The organism is Noviherbaspirillum saxi, from assembly GCF_003591035.1.
GTDB classification, from domain to species: domain Bacteria; phylum Pseudomonadota; class Gammaproteobacteria; order Burkholderiales; family Burkholderiaceae_D; genus Noviherbaspirillum; species Noviherbaspirillum saxi.
Genome location: NZ_QYUO01000001.1, coordinates 517,961 through 534,013 on the forward strand (window position 1 = coordinate 517,961; position 16,053 = coordinate 534,013).

General features: G+C 60.6%; 21 protein-coding genes. 7 read left to right on the top strand and 14 right to left on the bottom strand.

Features of this window, described 5'->3' with window-relative positions:
• Positions 1-39 precede the first annotated feature (39 nt).
• The 3 genes from D3871_RS02515 to D3871_RS02525 all read left to right on the top strand — a co-directional run bounded on the left by D3871_RS02515 (position 40) and on the right by D3871_RS02525 (position 3,100).
• A complete protein-coding gene (locus D3871_RS02515; RefSeq protein WP_119767473.1) occupies positions 40-798 on the top strand; it encodes an aspartate/glutamate racemase family protein in 759 nt (252 codons plus the stop codon).
• Between the two features lie 44 nt (positions 799-842).
• Complete coding sequence (locus D3871_RS02520) at positions 843-1,856, top strand: type I asparaginase (RefSeq protein WP_119767474.1); 1,014 nt, start codon at positions 843-845, stop codon at positions 1,854-1,856.
• A 77-nt stretch (positions 1,857-1,933) separates the two neighbouring features.
• On the top strand, positions 1,934-3,100 hold the full coding sequence (locus D3871_RS02525; RefSeq protein ID WP_119767475.1) for a benzoate/H(+) symporter BenE family transporter: 1,167 nt from the start codon (positions 1,934-1,936) through the stop codon (positions 3,098-3,100).
• Positions 3,101-3,155: 55 nt separating this feature from the next.
• On the opposite strand, the gene D3871_RS30130 is transcribed toward D3871_RS02525, so the two are convergent.
• The 4 genes from D3871_RS30130 to D3871_RS02540 all read right to left on the bottom strand — a co-directional run bounded on the left by D3871_RS30130 (position 3,156) and on the right by D3871_RS02540 (position 4,541).
• On the bottom strand, positions 3,156-3,296 hold the full coding sequence (locus tag D3871_RS30130) for a hypothetical protein (protein ID WP_158597859.1): 141 nt from the start codon (positions 3,294-3,296) through the stop codon (positions 3,156-3,158).
• A 17-nt stretch (positions 3,297-3,313) separates the two neighbouring features.
• A complete protein-coding gene (locus tag D3871_RS02530) occupies positions 3,314-3,625 on the bottom strand; it encodes a cupin (RefSeq protein WP_119767476.1) in 312 nt (103 codons plus the stop codon).
• Between the two features lie 28 nt (positions 3,626-3,653).
• A complete protein-coding gene (locus D3871_RS02535) occupies positions 3,654-4,118 on the bottom strand; it encodes a DUF3291 domain-containing protein (RefSeq protein ID WP_119767477.1) in 465 nt (154 codons plus the stop codon).
• Positions 4,119-4,187: 69 nt separating this feature from the next.
• A complete protein-coding gene (locus D3871_RS02540) occupies positions 4,188-4,541 on the bottom strand; it encodes a DUF2917 domain-containing protein (RefSeq protein ID WP_119767478.1) in 354 nt (117 codons plus the stop codon).
• 148 nt (positions 4,542-4,689) lie between these two features.
• On the opposite strand from D3871_RS02540, the gene gcvA reads away from it, so the two are divergent.
• A complete protein-coding gene (gene gcvA, locus D3871_RS02545) occupies positions 4,690-5,604 on the top strand; it encodes a transcriptional regulator GcvA (RefSeq protein ID WP_119767479.1) in 915 nt (304 codons plus the stop codon).
• On the opposite strand, the gene D3871_RS02550 is transcribed toward gcvA, so the two are convergent.
• From D3871_RS02550 to D3871_RS02595, 10 genes are all read right to left on the bottom strand, one after another.
• A complete protein-coding gene (locus D3871_RS02550; RefSeq protein WP_119767480.1) occupies positions 5,588-5,857 on the bottom strand; it encodes a DUF493 family protein in 270 nt (89 codons plus the stop codon). The two genes, gcvA and D3871_RS02550, sit on opposite strands and share 17 nt — an antisense overlap.
• A gap of 268 nt (positions 5,858-6,125) precedes the next feature.
• A complete protein-coding gene (locus tag D3871_RS02555) occupies positions 6,126-6,416 on the bottom strand; it encodes a DUF1330 domain-containing protein (protein WP_119767481.1) in 291 nt (96 codons plus the stop codon).
• A 173-nt stretch (positions 6,417-6,589) separates the two neighbouring features.
• Positions 6,590-7,735: a D-alanyl-D-alanine carboxypeptidase family protein gene (locus D3871_RS02560; RefSeq protein ID WP_119767482.1), complete on the bottom strand. Its 1,146-nt coding sequence runs from the start codon at positions 7,733-7,735 to the stop codon at positions 6,590-6,592.
• Between the two features lie 141 nt (positions 7,736-7,876).
• Positions 7,877-8,500 (bottom strand): alpha/beta hydrolase, encoded by a 624-nt coding sequence (locus D3871_RS02565; protein ID WP_119767483.1) that lies wholly within the window; start codon positions 8,498-8,500, stop codon positions 7,877-7,879.
• 29 nt (positions 8,501-8,529) lie between these two features.
• Positions 8,530-8,847, bottom strand: coding sequence for a (2Fe-2S) ferredoxin domain-containing protein (locus tag D3871_RS02570; RefSeq protein WP_119769839.1), 318 nt, complete (start codon positions 8,845-8,847; stop codon positions 8,530-8,532).
• 50 nt (positions 8,848-8,897) lie between these two features.
• Positions 8,898-10,049 carry a VanZ family protein gene (locus D3871_RS02575; RefSeq protein ID WP_119767484.1) on the bottom strand — a complete coding sequence of 384 codons (1,152 nt, stop codon included), beginning with the start codon at positions 10,047-10,049 and terminating at the stop codon, positions 8,898-8,900.
• A gap of 81 nt (positions 10,050-10,130) precedes the next feature.
• Positions 10,131-10,760, bottom strand: a complete 630-nt coding sequence (locus tag D3871_RS02580; RefSeq protein ID WP_233575486.1) for an ABC-type transport auxiliary lipoprotein family protein — start codon at positions 10,758-10,760, stop codon at positions 10,131-10,133.
• A 12-nt stretch (positions 10,761-10,772) separates the two neighbouring features.
• Positions 10,773-11,708, bottom strand: a complete 936-nt coding sequence (locus D3871_RS02585; protein ID WP_119767485.1) for an MlaD family protein — start codon at positions 11,706-11,708, stop codon at positions 10,773-10,775.
• 10 nt (positions 11,709-11,718) lie between these two features.
• Positions 11,719-12,495, bottom strand: coding sequence for an ABC transporter ATP-binding protein (locus D3871_RS02590; RefSeq protein ID WP_119767486.1), 777 nt, complete (start codon positions 12,493-12,495; stop codon positions 11,719-11,721).
• Positions 12,495-13,622 (bottom strand): MlaE family ABC transporter permease, encoded by a 1,128-nt coding sequence (locus D3871_RS02595; RefSeq protein ID WP_119769841.1) that lies wholly within the window; start codon positions 13,620-13,622, stop codon positions 12,495-12,497. The genes D3871_RS02590 and D3871_RS02595 overlap by 1 nt, the downstream gene beginning before the upstream one ends.
• Positions 13,623-13,758: 136 nt before the next feature.
• Between D3871_RS02595 and D3871_RS02600 the strand changes: the two genes are divergently transcribed.
• The 3 genes from D3871_RS02600 to D3871_RS02610 are packed head-to-tail and all read left to right on the top strand — an operon-like array spanning position 13,759 to position 16,026.
• The gene (locus D3871_RS02600; protein ID WP_119769842.1) at positions 13,759-14,556 is read left to right on the top strand and encodes a biotin--[acetyl-CoA-carboxylase] ligase; all 798 of its coding nucleotides are present in this window, start codon (positions 13,759-13,761) and stop codon (positions 14,554-14,556) included.
• A 1-nt stretch (position 14,557) separates the two neighbouring features.
• Positions 14,558-15,331: a type III pantothenate kinase gene (locus D3871_RS02605; RefSeq protein WP_119767487.1), complete on the top strand. Its 774-nt coding sequence runs from the start codon at positions 14,558-14,560 to the stop codon at positions 15,329-15,331.
• Entirely contained in the window at positions 15,325-16,026 is a 702-nt protein-coding gene (locus tag D3871_RS02610) for an SPOR domain-containing protein (RefSeq protein WP_119767488.1), read from the top strand. Before D3871_RS02605 ends, D3871_RS02610 begins: the two co-directional genes overlap by 7 nt.
• The last annotated feature ends 27 nt before the right edge of the window (positions 16,027-16,053 follow it).

Genomic DNA, 16,053 nt, shown 5'->3' on the forward strand with positions numbered 1-16,053 from the left:
CCAAACTACCCTGACCAAATCGACAGGGAATGCCCAGCAATGCATCCAATATCATCTTCCTCTACGGTCAATTTGTCCCGCAGCAAGATCGGCATCATTACCGGTTCCGGCCCTGAAGCCGGGATCGATCTGTGGGCCAAGCTGCTGCACGCGAACCGGGAAATTCACGGTGCGCAATTTCGCGGCGACCTCGATGCACCGAACGTCACGATTCTGTCGGAACCGGCGCTGGGCCTGTCGATGGAACTGGATCTTCACGATGCGGCGGTATGGGAATGCCTGCGCAATGCGGCGAGCGCCATCGCGCAGCGCGTCGATTACTATGCCATCGCCTGCAATACACTGAACCATTACCAATTGCGCCTGGATGCGCTCGGCTTGCCGGCAAAGCTGGTGTCGTTCGCCGATGTTGTCGTCGATTATCTGAAGCAAAGCGATACGCAGCGCGTGGCCTTGCTGGGTGCACGGCCGGTGACCGATCTGGGCGAGTGGTCCCATTACCGCAAGCTTGCCGCGCATGTGCAGGTCGAACCATTGAAAGCAGTGCAGGCGGCGCAGCTGCACCAGCTGATCTACGACGTAAAAACGTATGGCGGCGCCGCCCCGCAGATACGCGACAAGTTCCGCGCGCTGCTGGATGGGCTGGAAGCCCGGACCGTCCTGCTGGCCTGTACCGAACTGCCGCTGATCCAGATGCAGCCCGACGACATGGCAGACAAACACCTCGTCGATGTCACCGCGCTGGTCGCGCGCAAGCTGGCACAGCTTGCTAACCAGGCCCCGGCTCCAACTGCGTAACATCGACCATCCCGTTTATTTACCCACGATCCTTCCGACCAACGATGAGCAGAAAACACATCGGCCTGATTTATACCGGCGGTACTGTCGGCATGGCTCGCACCGAGCAAGGCTATGCGCCGATGCTCGACTTCGCCGCTGTACTGGCGCGCCTGCTCGACAGCCATGGCGAAGCATTGCCGCGCCATACGCTGCATGCCTATCCGGCGCCGATAGACAGCACCAATGCAACTCCGCAGGATTGGCAAGCGATAGGTCGCGATATCGCAGCCCGCTATGACGATTACGACGGTTTTGTGGTGCTGCATGGCACCGACACGATGGCCTACACCGCGACGGCCCTGTCGTACATGCTGCAAGGCTTGCGCAAGCCGGTGATTGTCACCGGTTCGCAGATTCCGCTCGGATCACCCCGTTCGGATGCTGCGCAAAACCTGATCACCTCGCTGCAACTGGCCGCTTGCGACGAGCTGCATGAGGTGGCGATCTGTTTCGGCAAACGGCTGCTGCGCGGCAATCGGGCCACCAAGATCAGCACCGGGCAACTGGAAGCCTTTGACAGTCCCAACTATCCGGGACTGGCCGACATCGGTATCGATATTGCATTGAATACCCCAGCCTTGTTTCCCAAGCCGGGCACCGAACGCTTCGAACTGCCGGTCTATACCGATGCGCTCGTGCTCCCGGTCCGGTTCGTGCCCGGCATGCCTGTGCGCGTCGTGCAGGTCATGCTGGAGCTTGCGCCACGGGCGCTGATTCTTGAATGCTATGGCTCGGGCAATGCTCCTGACCGCGACCCGGCCTTGCTGCACATGCTGGGCGAGGCAAGCCGTCAGGGCATTGTCGTCGTCGCCTGCAGCCAATCGCTGCACGGCGGCGTAGAGATCGGCACGTATGCGGCCGGAGCCGGAATGAAGGCAGCCGGTGTCATTGGCGCCAGCGACATGACCTTCGAAGCCATCTATGTAAAGCTGCATCATTTGCTAGCGCTCGGCCTGTCCACCGGTGCATTGCGCGAACGTTTCCTGCAGAACCTGAGCGGTGAGCTGAGTCTTTAGAGCGGCAGCCTGCGCGCTGCGCATGGCTCGCATCCATGCAACAATGCGGGCTCGCAAATCACACGCTTAGCCCGCCCATGTCATTCGCCAAGGATTTTTCACTATCCGCAGTTGCCGCCGGCTTCGTGACCGTCCTCGTCGGTTTTACCAGTTCGGCCGTCATCGTCTTCCAGGGCGCGACGGCGCTCGGCGCAGGGCCGGCTGAAATCGGTTCATGGATGTGGGCGCTGGGATTGGGCATGGGCTTGACCTGCATCTTGTTGTCGTTGCAGCATCGGGTGCCGGTGGTGACCGCATGGTCGACTCCGGGGGCCGCCATGCTGATCAGCGGAGCCGCCGGCATCTCGCTCGGCGATGCGACCGGGGCATTTGTATTGTCGGCCGCGCTGATTGCGCTATGCGGATTTTCTGGCCTGTTCGAACGCATGATCAGCCGCATTCCCGTGTCGATCGCGTCCGGCATGCTTGCCGGCGTCCTGCTGCGTTTCGGACTCGACGCTTTCATCGCCATGAAGACGCAATTCGTGATGGCGTTTGCGATGTTTATCGTTTATCTGATCGGACGCAGGCTGTTGCCGCGCTATGCGGTGATCGTCACGCTGGCGCTGGGCATTGCGATCGCCGGCGCGCAAGGCTTGCTGCATCTTGATGGCGTGCATTTCGCGCTGGCGCAACCGAAATGGATAACGCCGACCTTGTCATTCCCGGCGATCGTCGGCGTCGCGCTGCCTTTGTTTGTTGTGACGATGGCGTCGCAAAACGTGCCGGGCGTCGCCGCGATCCGTGCCTCCGGTTTTTCGGCGCCGATCTCGCCGGTCATTGGATGGATAGGGATTGCCAACTTCGTGCTTGCACCCTTCGGCGGCTTTGCACTGAACCTGGCCGCCATCACGGCGGCGATCTGCATGGGACGCGAAGCGCACGAAGACCCGGCACGGCGTTATGTCGCGGCAGTGGCCGCAGGCGTGTTCTATCTGTTGATCGGCCTGTTCGGCGCTACCGTGGGCGCGGTATTCGCCGCGTTCCCGAAGGAACTGGTGTTGGTGATCGCCGGACTCGCGCTGTTCGGCACCATCGGCAACGGACTTGCTTCCGCGCTGGCGCACGAGCGCGAGCGTGAGCCAGCGCTGGTCACGTTCCTTGTCACCGCATCCGGGGTGTCGTTGTTCGGCATCGGATCGGCATTCTGGGGTTTGGTGGCGGGTGTGATTGCTTTGCTGACCCTGAATGCCGGCAAGCGGTAGTTGCCGCGCAGGTCGATGTGACGGCTTTCGACGATGCGTATCCGTCCGCCAGCCATTAGAGCAGTTTCACCCTGACTGTACCGTCGATGCCGGGCGCTTTGCCAGTGGCACTGCGTTGCGACTCCTTGCCATGGCTCGCCATGTCGCGTCGCCGCGCCTTGTTCCACAGGCAAATCGCCTCGGCTTCGCCTGGCAAGTCAGGGTGAAACTGCTCTAGACACTGCCTTCCGTTTCAATGACAAGAATGCGTGCTGCGCCGCGCGGATGCGCGACATGCTCGCAACCGACACCTGCAAAGAAGACATCGCCGCCGCGCAGTTCGGCCACCTGTTCGACGCCGCCGGCGCGGTAGTGCATGTCCACGATGCCGTCGAGCACTGCGAACACTTCCTCGCCGTCGTTGACATGCCACTTGTAGGGCGCATCGGTCCAGTGCAGGCGCGTGGTCACGCCATTCATATTGGCGATGTCGAGCGCTCCCCAGGCACGCTCGGCGGTGAATTCTTTGCTGCGGATGATTTTCATTGTGGCTCTCTGTTACGTAATCTGAATTCTATTCTGCGGTTTGCAGCATGCCTGGCGCATGGATGACATTGGCAAAGGAAAACGCGAATTCCGTATCGCCATTCAACTGCAAATAGGCAAGGCGTTCCTTCGCTTCGGCGATGGTGGGTATATGCCCCGGCGCAATCCACCACAATGCGGTATAGGGTTCACGGAAGCGCTCGAACCAGCTTTTGCGTTGCCGCATGACCTGGGCGTGCGCGCTGCGATAGACGAATTGCTTCAAGTGCTCGACCGATGCCCATACCGACATGTTGAACAGCACGCGGTCGTCGTTATAAGGATTCAATGAGGTGGCGTTTCCTGCATCGGTCTTGAGCCGCCAGACGAAACCCGGGCTGCTGTCCGCAACGGCATTGATATCGTCGAGGCGAGCCACGAAGCCTGCCATGACCGGATCGTCGATCGGAGCAAGCGCGCGTGCGATATTCACCTGTGCAATATGGCATTTCATGCCGGTCTCCCGTTATTGTTTGAATGATGACAAAAAGAGAGGCACGCCTGCGTGCCTCCTTTGGATGAATCAGCAGGCGTCGTTGCAGACGCGATGGCGCTTCAGGCAGGCCTGTACCGTAGCATGGCCGAATGCGCGCTGGCCGAGAGCGGCAATCCATGCGGCGACATTCTGCAGTGTCTGTTTCGCACCGGGGCGGCGGGTATCGATGCTGCTGGCGGTATCGGCTTCGACTACGATCAACCGGCCCGGGATCGTGGTAAAGGTATCGCCGGCGCTGAGCCAGTAATCGTGTTTGATGCCTTCCACGGTCAACCATACATTGCCGCGGGTAATGCGCAAGGTCTGGGCATGCGATGCGACGCCGGAAATGGCTTCGCCGGGTTCGATGGATAGCAGCTGGTTTGTGAATAGTCCTCTCATGACAGTACACTCCTGAAAGTGCTGGCCGGGTGCCGATGCAGGCTTGCATATGCCGACAATCCCCAACCACGCGAAATCATTGTAGAACTTGCGCAGCCCTTGTCTAAACGATATATTTTGGCTTTCTTTGTTAAAAAAACTCACAAAGATGGCTGATCTTCGACGTCTTCCCAACTTGGCTGCATTGCGCGCTTTCGAAGCTGCGGCGCGCCATCAGAACTTCTCCCGCGCGGCGGAGGAAATTCATGTCACCCATGGTGCAATTAGCCATCAGATCCGGGCACTGGAAGAGGAACTCGGCGTGGCGCTGTTTGCCCGGCACGGCAAGCGCATTGCCATCACGCCCGAAGGCGAGCGCTTCGCTGTCGTGTTGCGCAAGTCCCTGGGCGACATCGCCGCCGCGGCCGCAGCGCTCAGGCTGGACAGCAAGCACCAGCGCTTGACGATCACCGCCTTGCCTTCGTTTGCCGCGCGCTGGCTGTCGCCGCGCCTCGGGCGTTTCATCGAGCAGCATCCCGATCTGGAAGTGATGCTGCAGTCGAGCGGCCATCTGACCGATTTCGTGCGCGAGTCGGTCGATATCGGCATTCGTTTCGGACGCGGGAATTATCCGGGGCTGGTGGTGGAAAAACTGCTCGACGATTATTACTATCCGGTCATCAGCCCGCGCTTCAATGGCGGCAAGCTGCCGCGCACGCCGGCGGAAATGGTGCAAAGTCCGCTGCTGCGCTGCGAAGGCGAACCATGGACGCCGTGGTTCCGCGAAGCGGGGCTGGACTTGCTGGAACCGACCGGAGGGCTGGTATTTCAGGATTCATCGATGCTGATACGGGCGGCCGCCGAAGGGCATGGAATCGCGCTGGCGCGCCACGTAGTAGCGATGACCGACCTGGCGTCGGGCGACGTGGTGCGGCTGTTCGATATCGCGGCGAAATGTACGCTGTCGTATTTTCTCGTGTGTCCGCAAGAGTCGCTGGCGAAGCCGCAGGTCCAGGCATTCCGGCAGTGGATGCGCGACGAAGTCGCGCGGCCTGAGCAGGCTCAGCTTACAGCACGACCTTGACCATGGGATGCGAAGACAGCTCGCGGTACAGGTTGTCGAGCTGCTCGCGGCTGGTCGCGAGGACGGTCACGGTCAGTGCGAGATAAGTGCCCTTGGACGAGGGCCGCATTTCCATCTTGCCTGCATGAAAAGTCGGATCATGGCGCTTGACGACATCCACCATGGTTTGGGCAAAGGCATCCTGCATGACGCCCATGATCTTGATCGGGAAATCGCTCGGGTATTCGATGAGGCTTTCGGTAGGCTGGGACATGACGGCATTCCGGCTGCGGCTGCCGGCAATTGCATATTGCAGCGGCAGCCTGATTGAACAGGGCGTTGACCTTAGAGCAGTTTCATCCTGACTGTACCGTCGATGCCGGACGCTTTGCCAGTGGCACCGCGTTGCGAGGGGCCGCCGAGGCCTCCTTGCCATGGCTCGCCATGTCGCGTCGCCGCGCCTTGTTCCACAGGCAAATCGCCTCGGCCTCGCCTGGCAAGTCAGGATGAAACTGCTCTAGCAGGTCGGCAATGCCGGTATTTTACGCCGTTGCGTCCAGGCTGATGAGTACGACATCGGCGCCGGCATCGCGCAGTGGAATCAGCGCCTGGTACTGCGCCGACTGATGCCATGCATGGATGGCTTCCTTGTCCGGAAAACGGGCGACCACGGTATCGGTCTGCGGATGCACGCCGTTCAGCACTTCAACCGTATTCCCTCGGAACACCAGTTCGCCGCCCCACGCGGCGAACGTCGCGCCGACCTGCGACCGGTAGGCATTCCATTTTTCGGGATTCTTGATGCTGATGTGACCGATGATGTAGGCAGGCATGGTGTTTCGGAGTGATGGCGGAACGGCCAGTGTACTGCAGGACAATGGAATCGGCGATCGGGGCCAACGAAGGCGGCACGGAAAAGAAAAAAGCGGATTGTCATGCACGATGACAATCCGCTTTGTCGTTCAGCCTGCATGGGACGCGATGCCCGTGCAAATGGCTTGCAGTATTACTTCATCCAGAGGCGCACGGAATCCCATGCGCGGCCAAAGACGCTGGCCTCGTTGACCTGTTCCAGGGCCACCACCGGCAGTTCGGTCAGCGGCTTGCCGTCAATCACCATCTTCAGCGTGCCGACCTTGCTGTTTTGCGCAACCGGCGCTACCAACGGATCCTTGCGTTCCAGCACAGGTTTCATCTTGTCGGCCACGCCCTTGGGCACGGTCACATAGACATCCTGGGTAAAGCCGATCTTGACCTGGTTCTGTGTACCCTTCCAGACTTCCGGCGTTGCCACCGGCTGGCCCTTCGCATACAGCTTGACGGTATCGAAGTTCTGGAAGCCCCAGTTCAGCAGCTTCTGGCTTTCCTGCGCGCGCACACTGTCGGACACGGTGCCGAGAATGACCGAGACCAGGCGGCGATCGCCAGTGCCGTTCGTCCGCTTGGCAGTCGAGATGAGGCAATAGCCGGCAGCGGCGGTATGGCCGGTCTTCATGCCGTCGACGGTCGGATCCAGCCACAGCAGGCGATTGCGGTTGGGCTGTTTGATCTTGTTGTAGGTGTAATCCTTGGTGGAGTAGATCTTGTAGTAATCCGGATGGTCGTTGACCATGCGCGTTGCCAGGATGGACAGGTCTTGCGCAGTCGAGTAGTTGTCAGGGCTGGGCAAACCGTGTGCATTGGCGAAGCGCGTGTTTTTCAGACCCATGCGTTCGGCTTCGCGGTTCATCAATACGACAAAGGCATCTTCGGTGCCGGCAACCGCCTCGGCCAGTGCGACCGCGGCATCGTTACCCGATTGCACGATCAATCCATGCAGCAGATCGATGACCTTGACCGGTGTGGCCGGATCGATAAACATTTTCGAGCTGCTGGCATCGACTTTCCATGCACGTACCGAAACATTCACCAGCTGTTCGGCATCGAGGCGTTTTTCCTTGAGTGCGGAGAAGGCCAGGTAAGCGGTCATGATCTTGACCAGCGACGCCGGTTCGATGCGCATGGTGGCATCTTGTGACGCCAACACCTGGCCGCTGGTGGCGTCCAGCAATAACCATGACTTGGCGGCAATGGTCGGCGGCGGCAGGGCCTGCGCGAATGCGGCAGACACCGAAAAGATGGTGGCGGCTAGCGCCGCAAGTAATTTTTTCATGGACGTAATGTATGGAAACCCCGCTCTGACTACGGCGGATGACTAGAGGAAACAAGGACCGAATTATAGCCCCGAGGATTCGCTGAACCGGGAAAACGCGAAAATACGACAATGATTATTTAATGCATTTCCCGGTGGCAATCAACGGTGCCACATTTCGACCACGAAACTCTTTATATGTTGCAACTTGCGGTGAAAAAAATGATCCGCGCCGGGAATGACGATTACCGGGAGATCCTGCGGCCGGGCCCAGTCGAGCACGGCGGATAGGGGAATGGTGTCATCCTGCTCACCATGAATGAGAATGGTATTGGCCGGCACATCGGCCATTGCCCATTTTCCGGCGGCGCTGCCGACCAGTACCAGGCGTTCCGCCGGCCGGCCTTGTTCGGTAAGGCGCTGCTGCAAGTGCGATTGTACGAAGGTGCCGAAAGAAAAACCCGCCAGTGCGACCGGCAAGCCAGGATACTGTTGTGTCATATGCGCAAGCAGCAATTCCATATCGTCGGTTTCGCCGAGACCCGCATCATGCATGCCTTCCGATTTGCCGACGCCGCGAAAATTCATGCGCACGGTGGCATAGCCGATAGCCACGAATGCGCGCGCCAGCGTCTGTGCAACCTTGTTATCCATCGTACCGCCATACAGCGGGTGCGGATGGGCGACCAATGCAAGCCCGCGCGGCGGCGCTTCAGGGAGGTCCAGCGCGCATTCGAGGGAGCCGGCGGCGCCGGTGATCGAGAAACGTTGGGTTTGTGAATTCATTGCTAATGAGAGCAGTGCGTTGGAACAGGTCAGATTTTCAGGCGTTCGACGATCTTGCCGCCGACGAGATGGACATCGATGATTTCATTGATGTCTTCATTGTCGATATAGGTGTACCAGGTGCCTTCCGGATAGACCACCAGCACCGGTCCCTCTTCGCAGCGATCAAGGCAACCGGCCTTGTTGATGCGGACCTTGCCCTGGCCACTGAGATCGAGCTGCTTGATGCGCTTCTTTGCATGTTCCTGGGCTGTCTGCGCGCCTTTGTCCGCGCAGCAGGGACGGCCTTCTTCGCGATGGTTCAGGCAAAAGAACACATGATGCTGGTAGTACTGCTTTTCCGACATGTCGATACTCTTTGATGCGGTATGAAAGCGGCAATCATACACCGCGGCGTTCACCTCTTCAGGCGGTGCATGCGGTGCGACAGGATCCACAGCGCAAACAGTGGCCATGCAACCGACAGGAAATGGGCCGCGCCATTGAAATTGAGGAATTTGCCTTGTACCCAGGTTTGCAGCGTCGCGACGAAGTAGGGATTGGCCGGCACCACATTGATGGCAATGAGGCTGAACAGCAGGCTGAGTGCCGCCAGCCGTCTTTGTACAGTGACCGGCGCGAAGGTCAGGCCGCCAACCATCATCGCGGCGATCAGCAAACCGCCCTTGGCGCCCGGTGTCAGCCACGCCAGCGCATTGGCCGGTGTAAACAGCAAGGCATTGGCCAGCAGCTTGATTCCGATCGCCGCAACCGCCAGTGCCGGCAGCAGCAGCGCTCTCGGCGCCTGCTTGCGCAGCAGGCAGGACAGCATCAGCAATGCGCCGGTCATGCCGCCGGCAGTGATCAGCGTCTCCGCCAGCCAATATTCCTGCACGGTCAATTCAAGATTGCTGATCATCAGCGCATTCAGGTCGATCGGCTGTTCCAGCCAGTCCGATAGCCATTCGGACAGAGTTGGTAGGAACTGACCATGGCCGAACAAATAAGCTTGCGGATAAATCTGCGCCAGCGGCCATAATCCGATCACGATCAGGCCGCGGCCGGCTTCCGGTACCAGCCATTCGCGCCGCACATGCAGCAAGCGGCTCTGTTGCAGGAAAGCGCCGCTCAATAACACGCCGGCAATGGCACCGAGCGCGGCGCCGGTGATATTGGTCAGGAAGTCCAGGTTGGACGACACCCGATTCGGCAGAAAGGTCTGTATGGCTTCCATCGCACCGGACAGCATCATGCCGCAAAAGATCGCGATCACCGCCGCCGCGCCGTCACGCATCCGAGGGTACAACGCGAACACCACCAGTATGCCGAGCGGCAGATAACCGACGATGTTGGTCACTACATCGAACACGGTCCAGTAATGCGGCATCGGCATCAGCAGGAAATCCCAAGGCGCGACGCCGATGCTGCGCCAGTTGGCAAACGGATACAGGCTGGCGTAAGCGATCAGGAAGCCGTACATCAGCAAGCCGACGCGTGCGAACGTCGACGCGCTGGCCGGCGGCGCGGAATCAATGACAGCGGTTGGCGGGTTTTCCTCTTTTGACAACATGGCGGTGAATGCAAACAGCGAGGGCAGGGCGGCATGCCCTGCTGCGTATTCTCGGCAGATGCCGACGCCCGGGCAAGTGAATTATTTGAGATCGAGCGAACCCAGCCACCTGATCATGTCGACAATGGCGGCATCGCTGGCACCTGCCAGCGCCCGCGCGCCGCCATTTGCATCCGGACTCGGAGCGGTCGCCTCGCGGTTGAACGTGCGTTGGGCGACCAGCGTGCGGCCCTTGAATACCGATGCGCGCAGCCCGACCTGTCCGGTACTTTGTCCCGGCGCGGAAAAGCTTTGCGTAAAGTCATCGGCCTCGATGCGCAGCACCGGCACGTTCATCGCGCCATCCGATGTCGACAGCACCGCGCCGCCGGCCTGGGCGATGCGCGCCTTCAGATGCTGCTGCAGCAATTGCGCCGGTGGCATGGTCCAGCGCGCCTGCGCATACGGGCGCGGCTGCTGCTCGTTCGCATAGTTAAGTCGGTAAAACATCGTCGGCCGGTCCAGCCAATTCGGCACGCCGATTTCCGCCACGCTGATCGCGGGCAGTGCAGGCAAGGCCGGCGTTGCAGTTTGCGTGCGCAGCGGGCCAAGATCATACAGTGCGGGCGAGTCCGGCCGGCCGACCGAGGAGCAGCCGGCCGCCACCACGGCGGCTGCCAGAAGCACTGCAGGCAAGCAAGCCGAGCGCGTTCGCATGGAATTGATTGTCATGGTCGGTTTTCCCTATTTCGATGGCGGTGCGAAGCCGTCTTCGCCCGGTCCCGGCGCGACGATCGAGGAGCCGAACAGCACGCTTTGCGGCCGCTCGCTCAGATTGTCGAGCGTGCGGTTCAGCGCCCGCAAGGACGAGCGCGCATCGTTGGCAAGCGGCAGAGTTTCGTGCTCAAGTTTGTCGGCAACCGCACCGACCTGCTCGATGCTGCCGCTAATGCGTTCGAGCGCGCCGTGCGGCCCCTGCAGGCCGGTCGCCAGTCCATTCAGGCTGCGCGTCAGGTTGCCCGCATCCTTCGACAAGGTGTTGAGCGTTGCCAGCGTCTGCTGGGCTTGCGCCGTGACGGCCGGCAGGCGGTCCAGCGTCGGTTGCAGATTCTTCGGAATCGTTTCGAGCGCGGTGGCTGCCTTGCTCACATTGTCGAAGGCGCCCAGGATCGCTTTCTGGCTGGCCGGGTCAAGCATGGTGTTGATGCGCTTGGCCACTTCTTCGGTTTGCTGCAGGATCGCGAGGCCGCGGTTCTGTAATTCATCGAACAGGCTGGGGCGCATTTCTATGCGGGCAACCTGTTGCGGACTGCTTGGCACGCGCACCGGGCGGCTGCCATCATCATCGAGCTGTACATAGGCGATGCCGGTCACGCCCTGGTAGCCGAGCGTGGCAAAAGTCGATTGCGTGATCGGCGTATCGGGCCGCACGCTGATCTGCACCAGGATTTGTCCCGGCACCTTGGGATCGAAGGCGATTTCGTCGACCTTGCCGACATCGAGGCCGCGATAGCGTACATCCGCTTGCGGATTGAGGCCGGGGATCGATAGCTTTGTCGCGATCTGGTACGGCACCCATTCCACCCGATCGCGGTTGAACCAGAGGCCGAGCAGGATCGCGGCCGCCAGCAATACCAGCGTGAACACGCCTGCGACCAATGCATGCGACTTGTTTTCCATAAGCGCTTTCCTATTCCTTCTCGCGTAATACCTCGAGCGCGCGCTGACCGCGTTCGCCGAGGAAAAAATGGTGGATGAACGGATGCGGCAGCGCGATGACTTCCTCGGGCGGACCCATCGCGATCACGCGCTTGTCGGCCAGGACCGCGATCTGCGTCGACAGCGCAAACAGCGTATCGAGGTCATGCGTGACCATCACCACCGTCAAGCGCATCTGCCGGTGCAGGCCGCTGATCAGCGACACGAAACTTTCCGACCGATCCGGATCGAGGCCCGCGGTCGGTTCGTCGAGGAACAGCAGTTCCGGCTCCAGCGCCAGTGCGCGTGCCAGCGCCACGCGCTTGATCATGCCGCCCGACAGGTCGGCCGGCATCTTCAATGCATCGTTTGGCGTGATGCCGACCATGTTCAGCTTGAGCAGCGCCGCGTCGCGAATCAGGTCTTCCGGCAGCGCGCGCAATTCGCGCATCGGTTGCGCGACATTGTCGAATGCGGTTAGCGCAGAAAACAGGGCGCCATGCTGGAACAGCATGCCCCAGCGGTTGCGCAACTGCTGACGGCGCGCGGTATCGCAGTCGTTGATGTCTTCGCCAAAGATGCGCACCGTGCCGCGTGCCGGCTTTTCGAGCCCCAGCATCTGCCGCAGCAGCGTGGTCTTGCCCGAACCCGAGCCGCCGACCAGCGACACGATTTCCCCAGCGCGAATTTCCAGGTTCAGGTCTTGATGGACCACGAAATCGTCGAACTGCGTGCGCAGATTGCTGATCTGGATCACCGGTACCGCCATCAGTAGAACCCCACTCCCTTGAAAACGATTGCAAACACCGCATCGGCCAGAATCACCACCGTGATCGCGGTCACCACCGACAAGGTCGTGCCCTGGCCCAGGCTTTCCGTGTTGGGCTTGATGCGCAAACCGAAGTGGCAGGCGACCAGTGCGATCAGGCTGCCGAAGACAATGCCCTTGCCAATGCCTATCCAATAATTGGCTGGCGGCACCGCATTCGGCAATTCCTGAAGAAAGTAATGCGCCGACAAGCCGAGTTCCAGCTGCGCGGCCGCCATGCCGCCCGCCAGCGCCACCGCATCGGTCCAGATCACCAGCAGCGGCATGCAGATGGCAAGCGCAATCACTTTCGGCAAAATCAGGCGGAAGCCATGCGGCATGCCCATCACGAGCATGGCATCGAGTTCTTCGGTGACACGCATGACGCCCAGTTGCGCGGTGATCGCCGAACCGGAACGGCCGGCAACAAGAATTGCCGCGAGCAGCGGGCCAAGCTCGCGGATGATGCTCATGCCGAGAATATTGACCAGGTAGATATCGCCGCCGAAGGTATGCAGTTGCTGTGCCGACAGATAGGACAGCACCACCCCGATCAAAAATCCTACTAGTGCGGTGATCCCCAATGCCTGATAACCGATATGGAAGATATTCGAGGAAATTTCTTTCCATGGACCACGTTGCGGCCGCATCGCAAAGGTGCCGAGATCGAGTACGAGTTGGCCGATCAATGCGACAAATCCCAGTGTGTGCCCGGTGAACTTGTGCAATGCGCGGTGCAGGCTAGCACCGGTATACCAGCGCTGGTGCGACGCTCTGGGCAAGCTGAGTGTGCCGGCCTGTTCGATGCGCGCAAAAATGTCTTCATGCGCGGGCGCGACGACCAGCATGCCAGGCCGTCGGCGGCCCCAGGCATTCCACAGCAATTGCGCGCCGATATGGTCGAGCGCTTCGACGCCGGACAAATCCCAGGCGATGCCGGACTTGCCCGCAGTCTTGCGCAGCAAAGCTTCCAGTTCGTTCATGACGGATTGGCGGGCCAAGGCGTGAACCTGCCAGATACCGGTCGCTACGGCGCGTGGCGGATGTTCCTGACTGATTTGCAATGCAGGGGCTTGTTGATTTGGCATCGCGTTAGTGTAATGGAGAAAGCCGATGGTGGCATTGGCGCTGCTCATTTGGAAAGCATGTCAATCAAGAATGCCTTGAGTTGCCCCAAAGCACCTTGACAGGCATTTCAGGATGGCATGCCGTTACAATGGCGGGATGACAGCTTCTCTCACTTCCGACCAGATCACCGCCCTGTGCCGGCCTGCGGCCCAACCGGTTCTAGTGCGCATCGTTGATGAAACCGGGTCCACCAACGCGGATCTGCTTGCCGCCCTCCCGGCGCTGACTGGTCCGACATTATTGCTCGCCAGACACCAGACCGCAGGACGGGGGCGCGCCGGCCGCGACTGGCATTCTGCTCAGGGCAAATCGCTGACCTTCTCGCTCGCCTGGAAATTCGGCTTGCCGGTGCAATCGCTGCTCGGGCTGCCGCTCGCGGTCGGTGTTGCGCTTGCGCAAAGCCTTGCCATGTTCGGCATCGAAGCCAAACTGAAATGGCCAAACGATGTCTTGCATAATGGCCGCAAGCTGGCCGGCATTTTGATCGAATCGGCAAGCGCAGGCAGCACGCCGCATGACGCGAGCTGGGCCGTGATCGGCATCGGCATCAACATGGCGATGGATGACAACATGGCAACGCAGATCGGGCGCCCCGTCGCCAGCATTCCCTGGATGACCGACCTCGATCAGAACATGTTGATGGCGACCCTGCTCAGCGGATTGGCGGAAGCGCTGGTCCAGTTCGAATTTGAAGGCCTGGGCGCCTTTACGCAGCGCTGGAACGACTTGCATGCCTATGCGGGGCAGGTTGTGACGATCATCGATCGCGGCCAGACGCTGCATGAAGGCATCGGTGCGGGGGTCGATGGCATCGGGCGCTTCTTGATCGATACGCCCGCTGGACGGGTTGCGGTGATGGCGGGCGATGTTTCACTGCGAGCGAAAGAGGCATGACATGCTGCTGCTGATCGATGCGGGAAATACCCGGGTGAAATGGGCGCTGGTGCCGAGCGGCGCACGCGGCGGCGCTGCGCTCGGACGCTGGACCGCTTCCGGCATGGTGGACCATGCACAGGTGCGGCAGCTGGGCGATGCCTGGCGCGGCCAGCATATCGTACGCGTACTGATCTCCAACGTCGCCGGTCAAGGCATGCGCGATACGCTTGAACAGGTCTTGCTCGGCGCGCTGGGCATGCAGCCGGTGCCGCTGGAATGGTTTGCGTCTGCGCCGTCGCTGGCCGGCATCACCAACCGGTATCGGACGCCGACCCAACTCGGATGCGACCGCTTTGCGTCGGTGATCGGGGCGCATGCATTTTTTCCCGGCAAGGCGCTGATCGTCGCCACCTGCGGCACTGCCACCACGGTCGATGCGGTAAGCGCGGATGGCGTTTTCCTGGGTGGCATGATTCTGCCCGGACTCGGCCTGATGGCAAGTTCACTGGCGCGCAATACCGCGCAATTGCCGCAAGTCGCCGAAACCATGCGCGTATCCGAACCCTTTGCCGATCATACCGATGCCGCCATCATCAGCGGCTGCCTTGCGGCGCAGGCAGGGGCGATCGAGCGGGCAGTGGCCGCGCATGCACGCAGCCATGGCGAGGTGCAATGCGTACTGTCCGGCGGCGCCGCGGCATTGATCGCCCCCCATCTTTCCTGTTCGCCGGCACCCGTCGACAATCTCGTGCTGATCGGTTTGCATCACGCAGTGATGAATACAACATGCTGAAATTTATTTTCTGGTCACTGGTGCTGGCCAACGGCGCGCTGTTGGCCTATCAACAGGGCTACTTCGAATCCTTTGTCTTCAGCGGGCATGAGCCTGCGCGCATCAAAAACCAGCTCAATCCCGACAAGCTCAAGCTGATTCCCGCGCCGGATGCAAAACCGGCCGCAGCCGCTCCCGCCGCAGTCATTTCCACTGTGGCGACCGCTGATGCCGCAGCGAGGAAAGCAGCGGCGGTGGCTTGCCTGGAAATCGGCAATTTCAATGTCGATGAGGCACGCAATTTCACGGGCCAGCTTGCCGCGCTGACCTTGGGGGAGCGCATCTCGCAGCGCCCGGTGCAGGAAGTTGCCACGCACATGGTGTACATACCGCCGCAAGCGGACAAGGAAGCGGCCGAGAAAAAGGCGGGCGAACTGCGCCGGCTTGGCGTCAACGAGTTCTACATCATCCAGGACAATTCGGCGCTGCGCTGGGGTATTTCTCTCGGCGTGTTTCGGATGGAAGAAGCGGCACGCGCGCATCTGGCCAGCATGAGCCAGAAGGGCGTGCGCAGCGCCCGCATCGGACAGCGGACGGTGACATCGTCCATGGTCGCGTTTCAGCTGCGCGACCTGGATGAAAACGCAAAGGCCGAGGTGGAGAAAATCAAGACCGGATTCGTCAAGCAGGATATTCGGCGGTGCGAGGCGGCGTAATATCAATCCCGCCTCGATCATTCGGAC

Coding starts and splice junctions, on each gene's coding strand:
- gcvA (WP_119767479.1), top strand. CDS start 4,690: ATGGCTGATCTTCGACGTCTTCCCAACTTGGCTGCATTGCGCGCTTTC.
- D3871_RS02525 (WP_119767475.1), top strand. CDS start 1,934: ATGTCATTCGCCAAGGATTTTTCACTATCCGCAGTTGCCGCCGGCTTC.
- D3871_RS02580 (WP_233575486.1), bottom strand. CDS start 10,760: ATGACAATCAATTCCATGCGAACGCGCTCGGCTTGCTTGCCTGCAGTG.
- D3871_RS02520 (WP_119767474.1), top strand. CDS start 843: ATGAGCAGAAAACACATCGGCCTGATTTATACCGGCGGTACTGTCGGC.
- D3871_RS02565 (WP_119767483.1), bottom strand. CDS start 8,500: ATGAATTCACAAACCCAACGTTTCTCGATCACCGGCGCCGCCGGCTCC.
- D3871_RS02530 (WP_119767476.1), bottom strand. CDS start 3,625: ATGAAAATCATCCGCAGCAAAGAATTCACCGCCGAGCGTGCCTGGGGA.
- D3871_RS02535 (WP_119767477.1), bottom strand. CDS start 4,118: ATGAAATGCCATATTGCACAGGTGAATATCGCACGCGCGCTTGCTCCG.
- D3871_RS02605 (WP_119767487.1), top strand. CDS start 14,558: ATGCTGCTGCTGATCGATGCGGGAAATACCCGGGTGAAATGGGCGCTG.
- D3871_RS02550 (WP_119767480.1), bottom strand. CDS start 5,857: ATGTCCCAGCCTACCGAAAGCCTCATCGAATACCCGAGCGATTTCCCG.
- D3871_RS02570 (WP_119769839.1), bottom strand. CDS start 8,847: ATGTCGGAAAAGCAGTACTACCAGCATCATGTGTTCTTTTGCCTGAAC.
- D3871_RS02575 (WP_119767484.1), bottom strand. CDS start 10,049: ATGTTGTCAAAAGAGGAAAACCCGCCAACCGCTGTCATTGATTCCGCG.
- D3871_RS02560 (WP_119767482.1), bottom strand. CDS start 7,735: ATGAAAAAATTACTTGCGGCGCTAGCCGCCACCATCTTTTCGGTGTCT.
- D3871_RS02515 (WP_119767473.1), top strand. CDS start 40: ATGCATCCAATATCATCTTCCTCTACGGTCAATTTGTCCCGCAGCAAG.
- D3871_RS02585 (WP_119767485.1), bottom strand. CDS start 11,708: ATGGAAAACAAGTCGCATGCATTGGTCGCAGGCGTGTTCACGCTGGTA.
- D3871_RS02555 (WP_119767481.1), bottom strand. CDS start 6,416: ATGCCTGCCTACATCATCGGTCACATCAGCATCAAGAATCCCGAAAAA.
- D3871_RS02540 (WP_119767478.1), bottom strand. CDS start 4,541: ATGAGAGGACTATTCACAAACCAGCTGCTATCCATCGAACCCGGCGAA.
- D3871_RS02610 (WP_119767488.1), top strand. CDS start 15,325: ATGCTGAAATTTATTTTCTGGTCACTGGTGCTGGCCAACGGCGCGCTG.
- D3871_RS02590 (WP_119767486.1), bottom strand. CDS start 12,495: ATGGCGGTACCGGTGATCCAGATCAGCAATCTGCGCACGCAGTTCGAC.
- D3871_RS02595 (WP_119769841.1), bottom strand. CDS start 13,622: ATGCCAAATCAACAAGCCCCTGCATTGCAAATCAGTCAGGAACATCCG.
- D3871_RS02600 (WP_119769842.1), top strand. CDS start 13,759: ATGACAGCTTCTCTCACTTCCGACCAGATCACCGCCCTGTGCCGGCCT.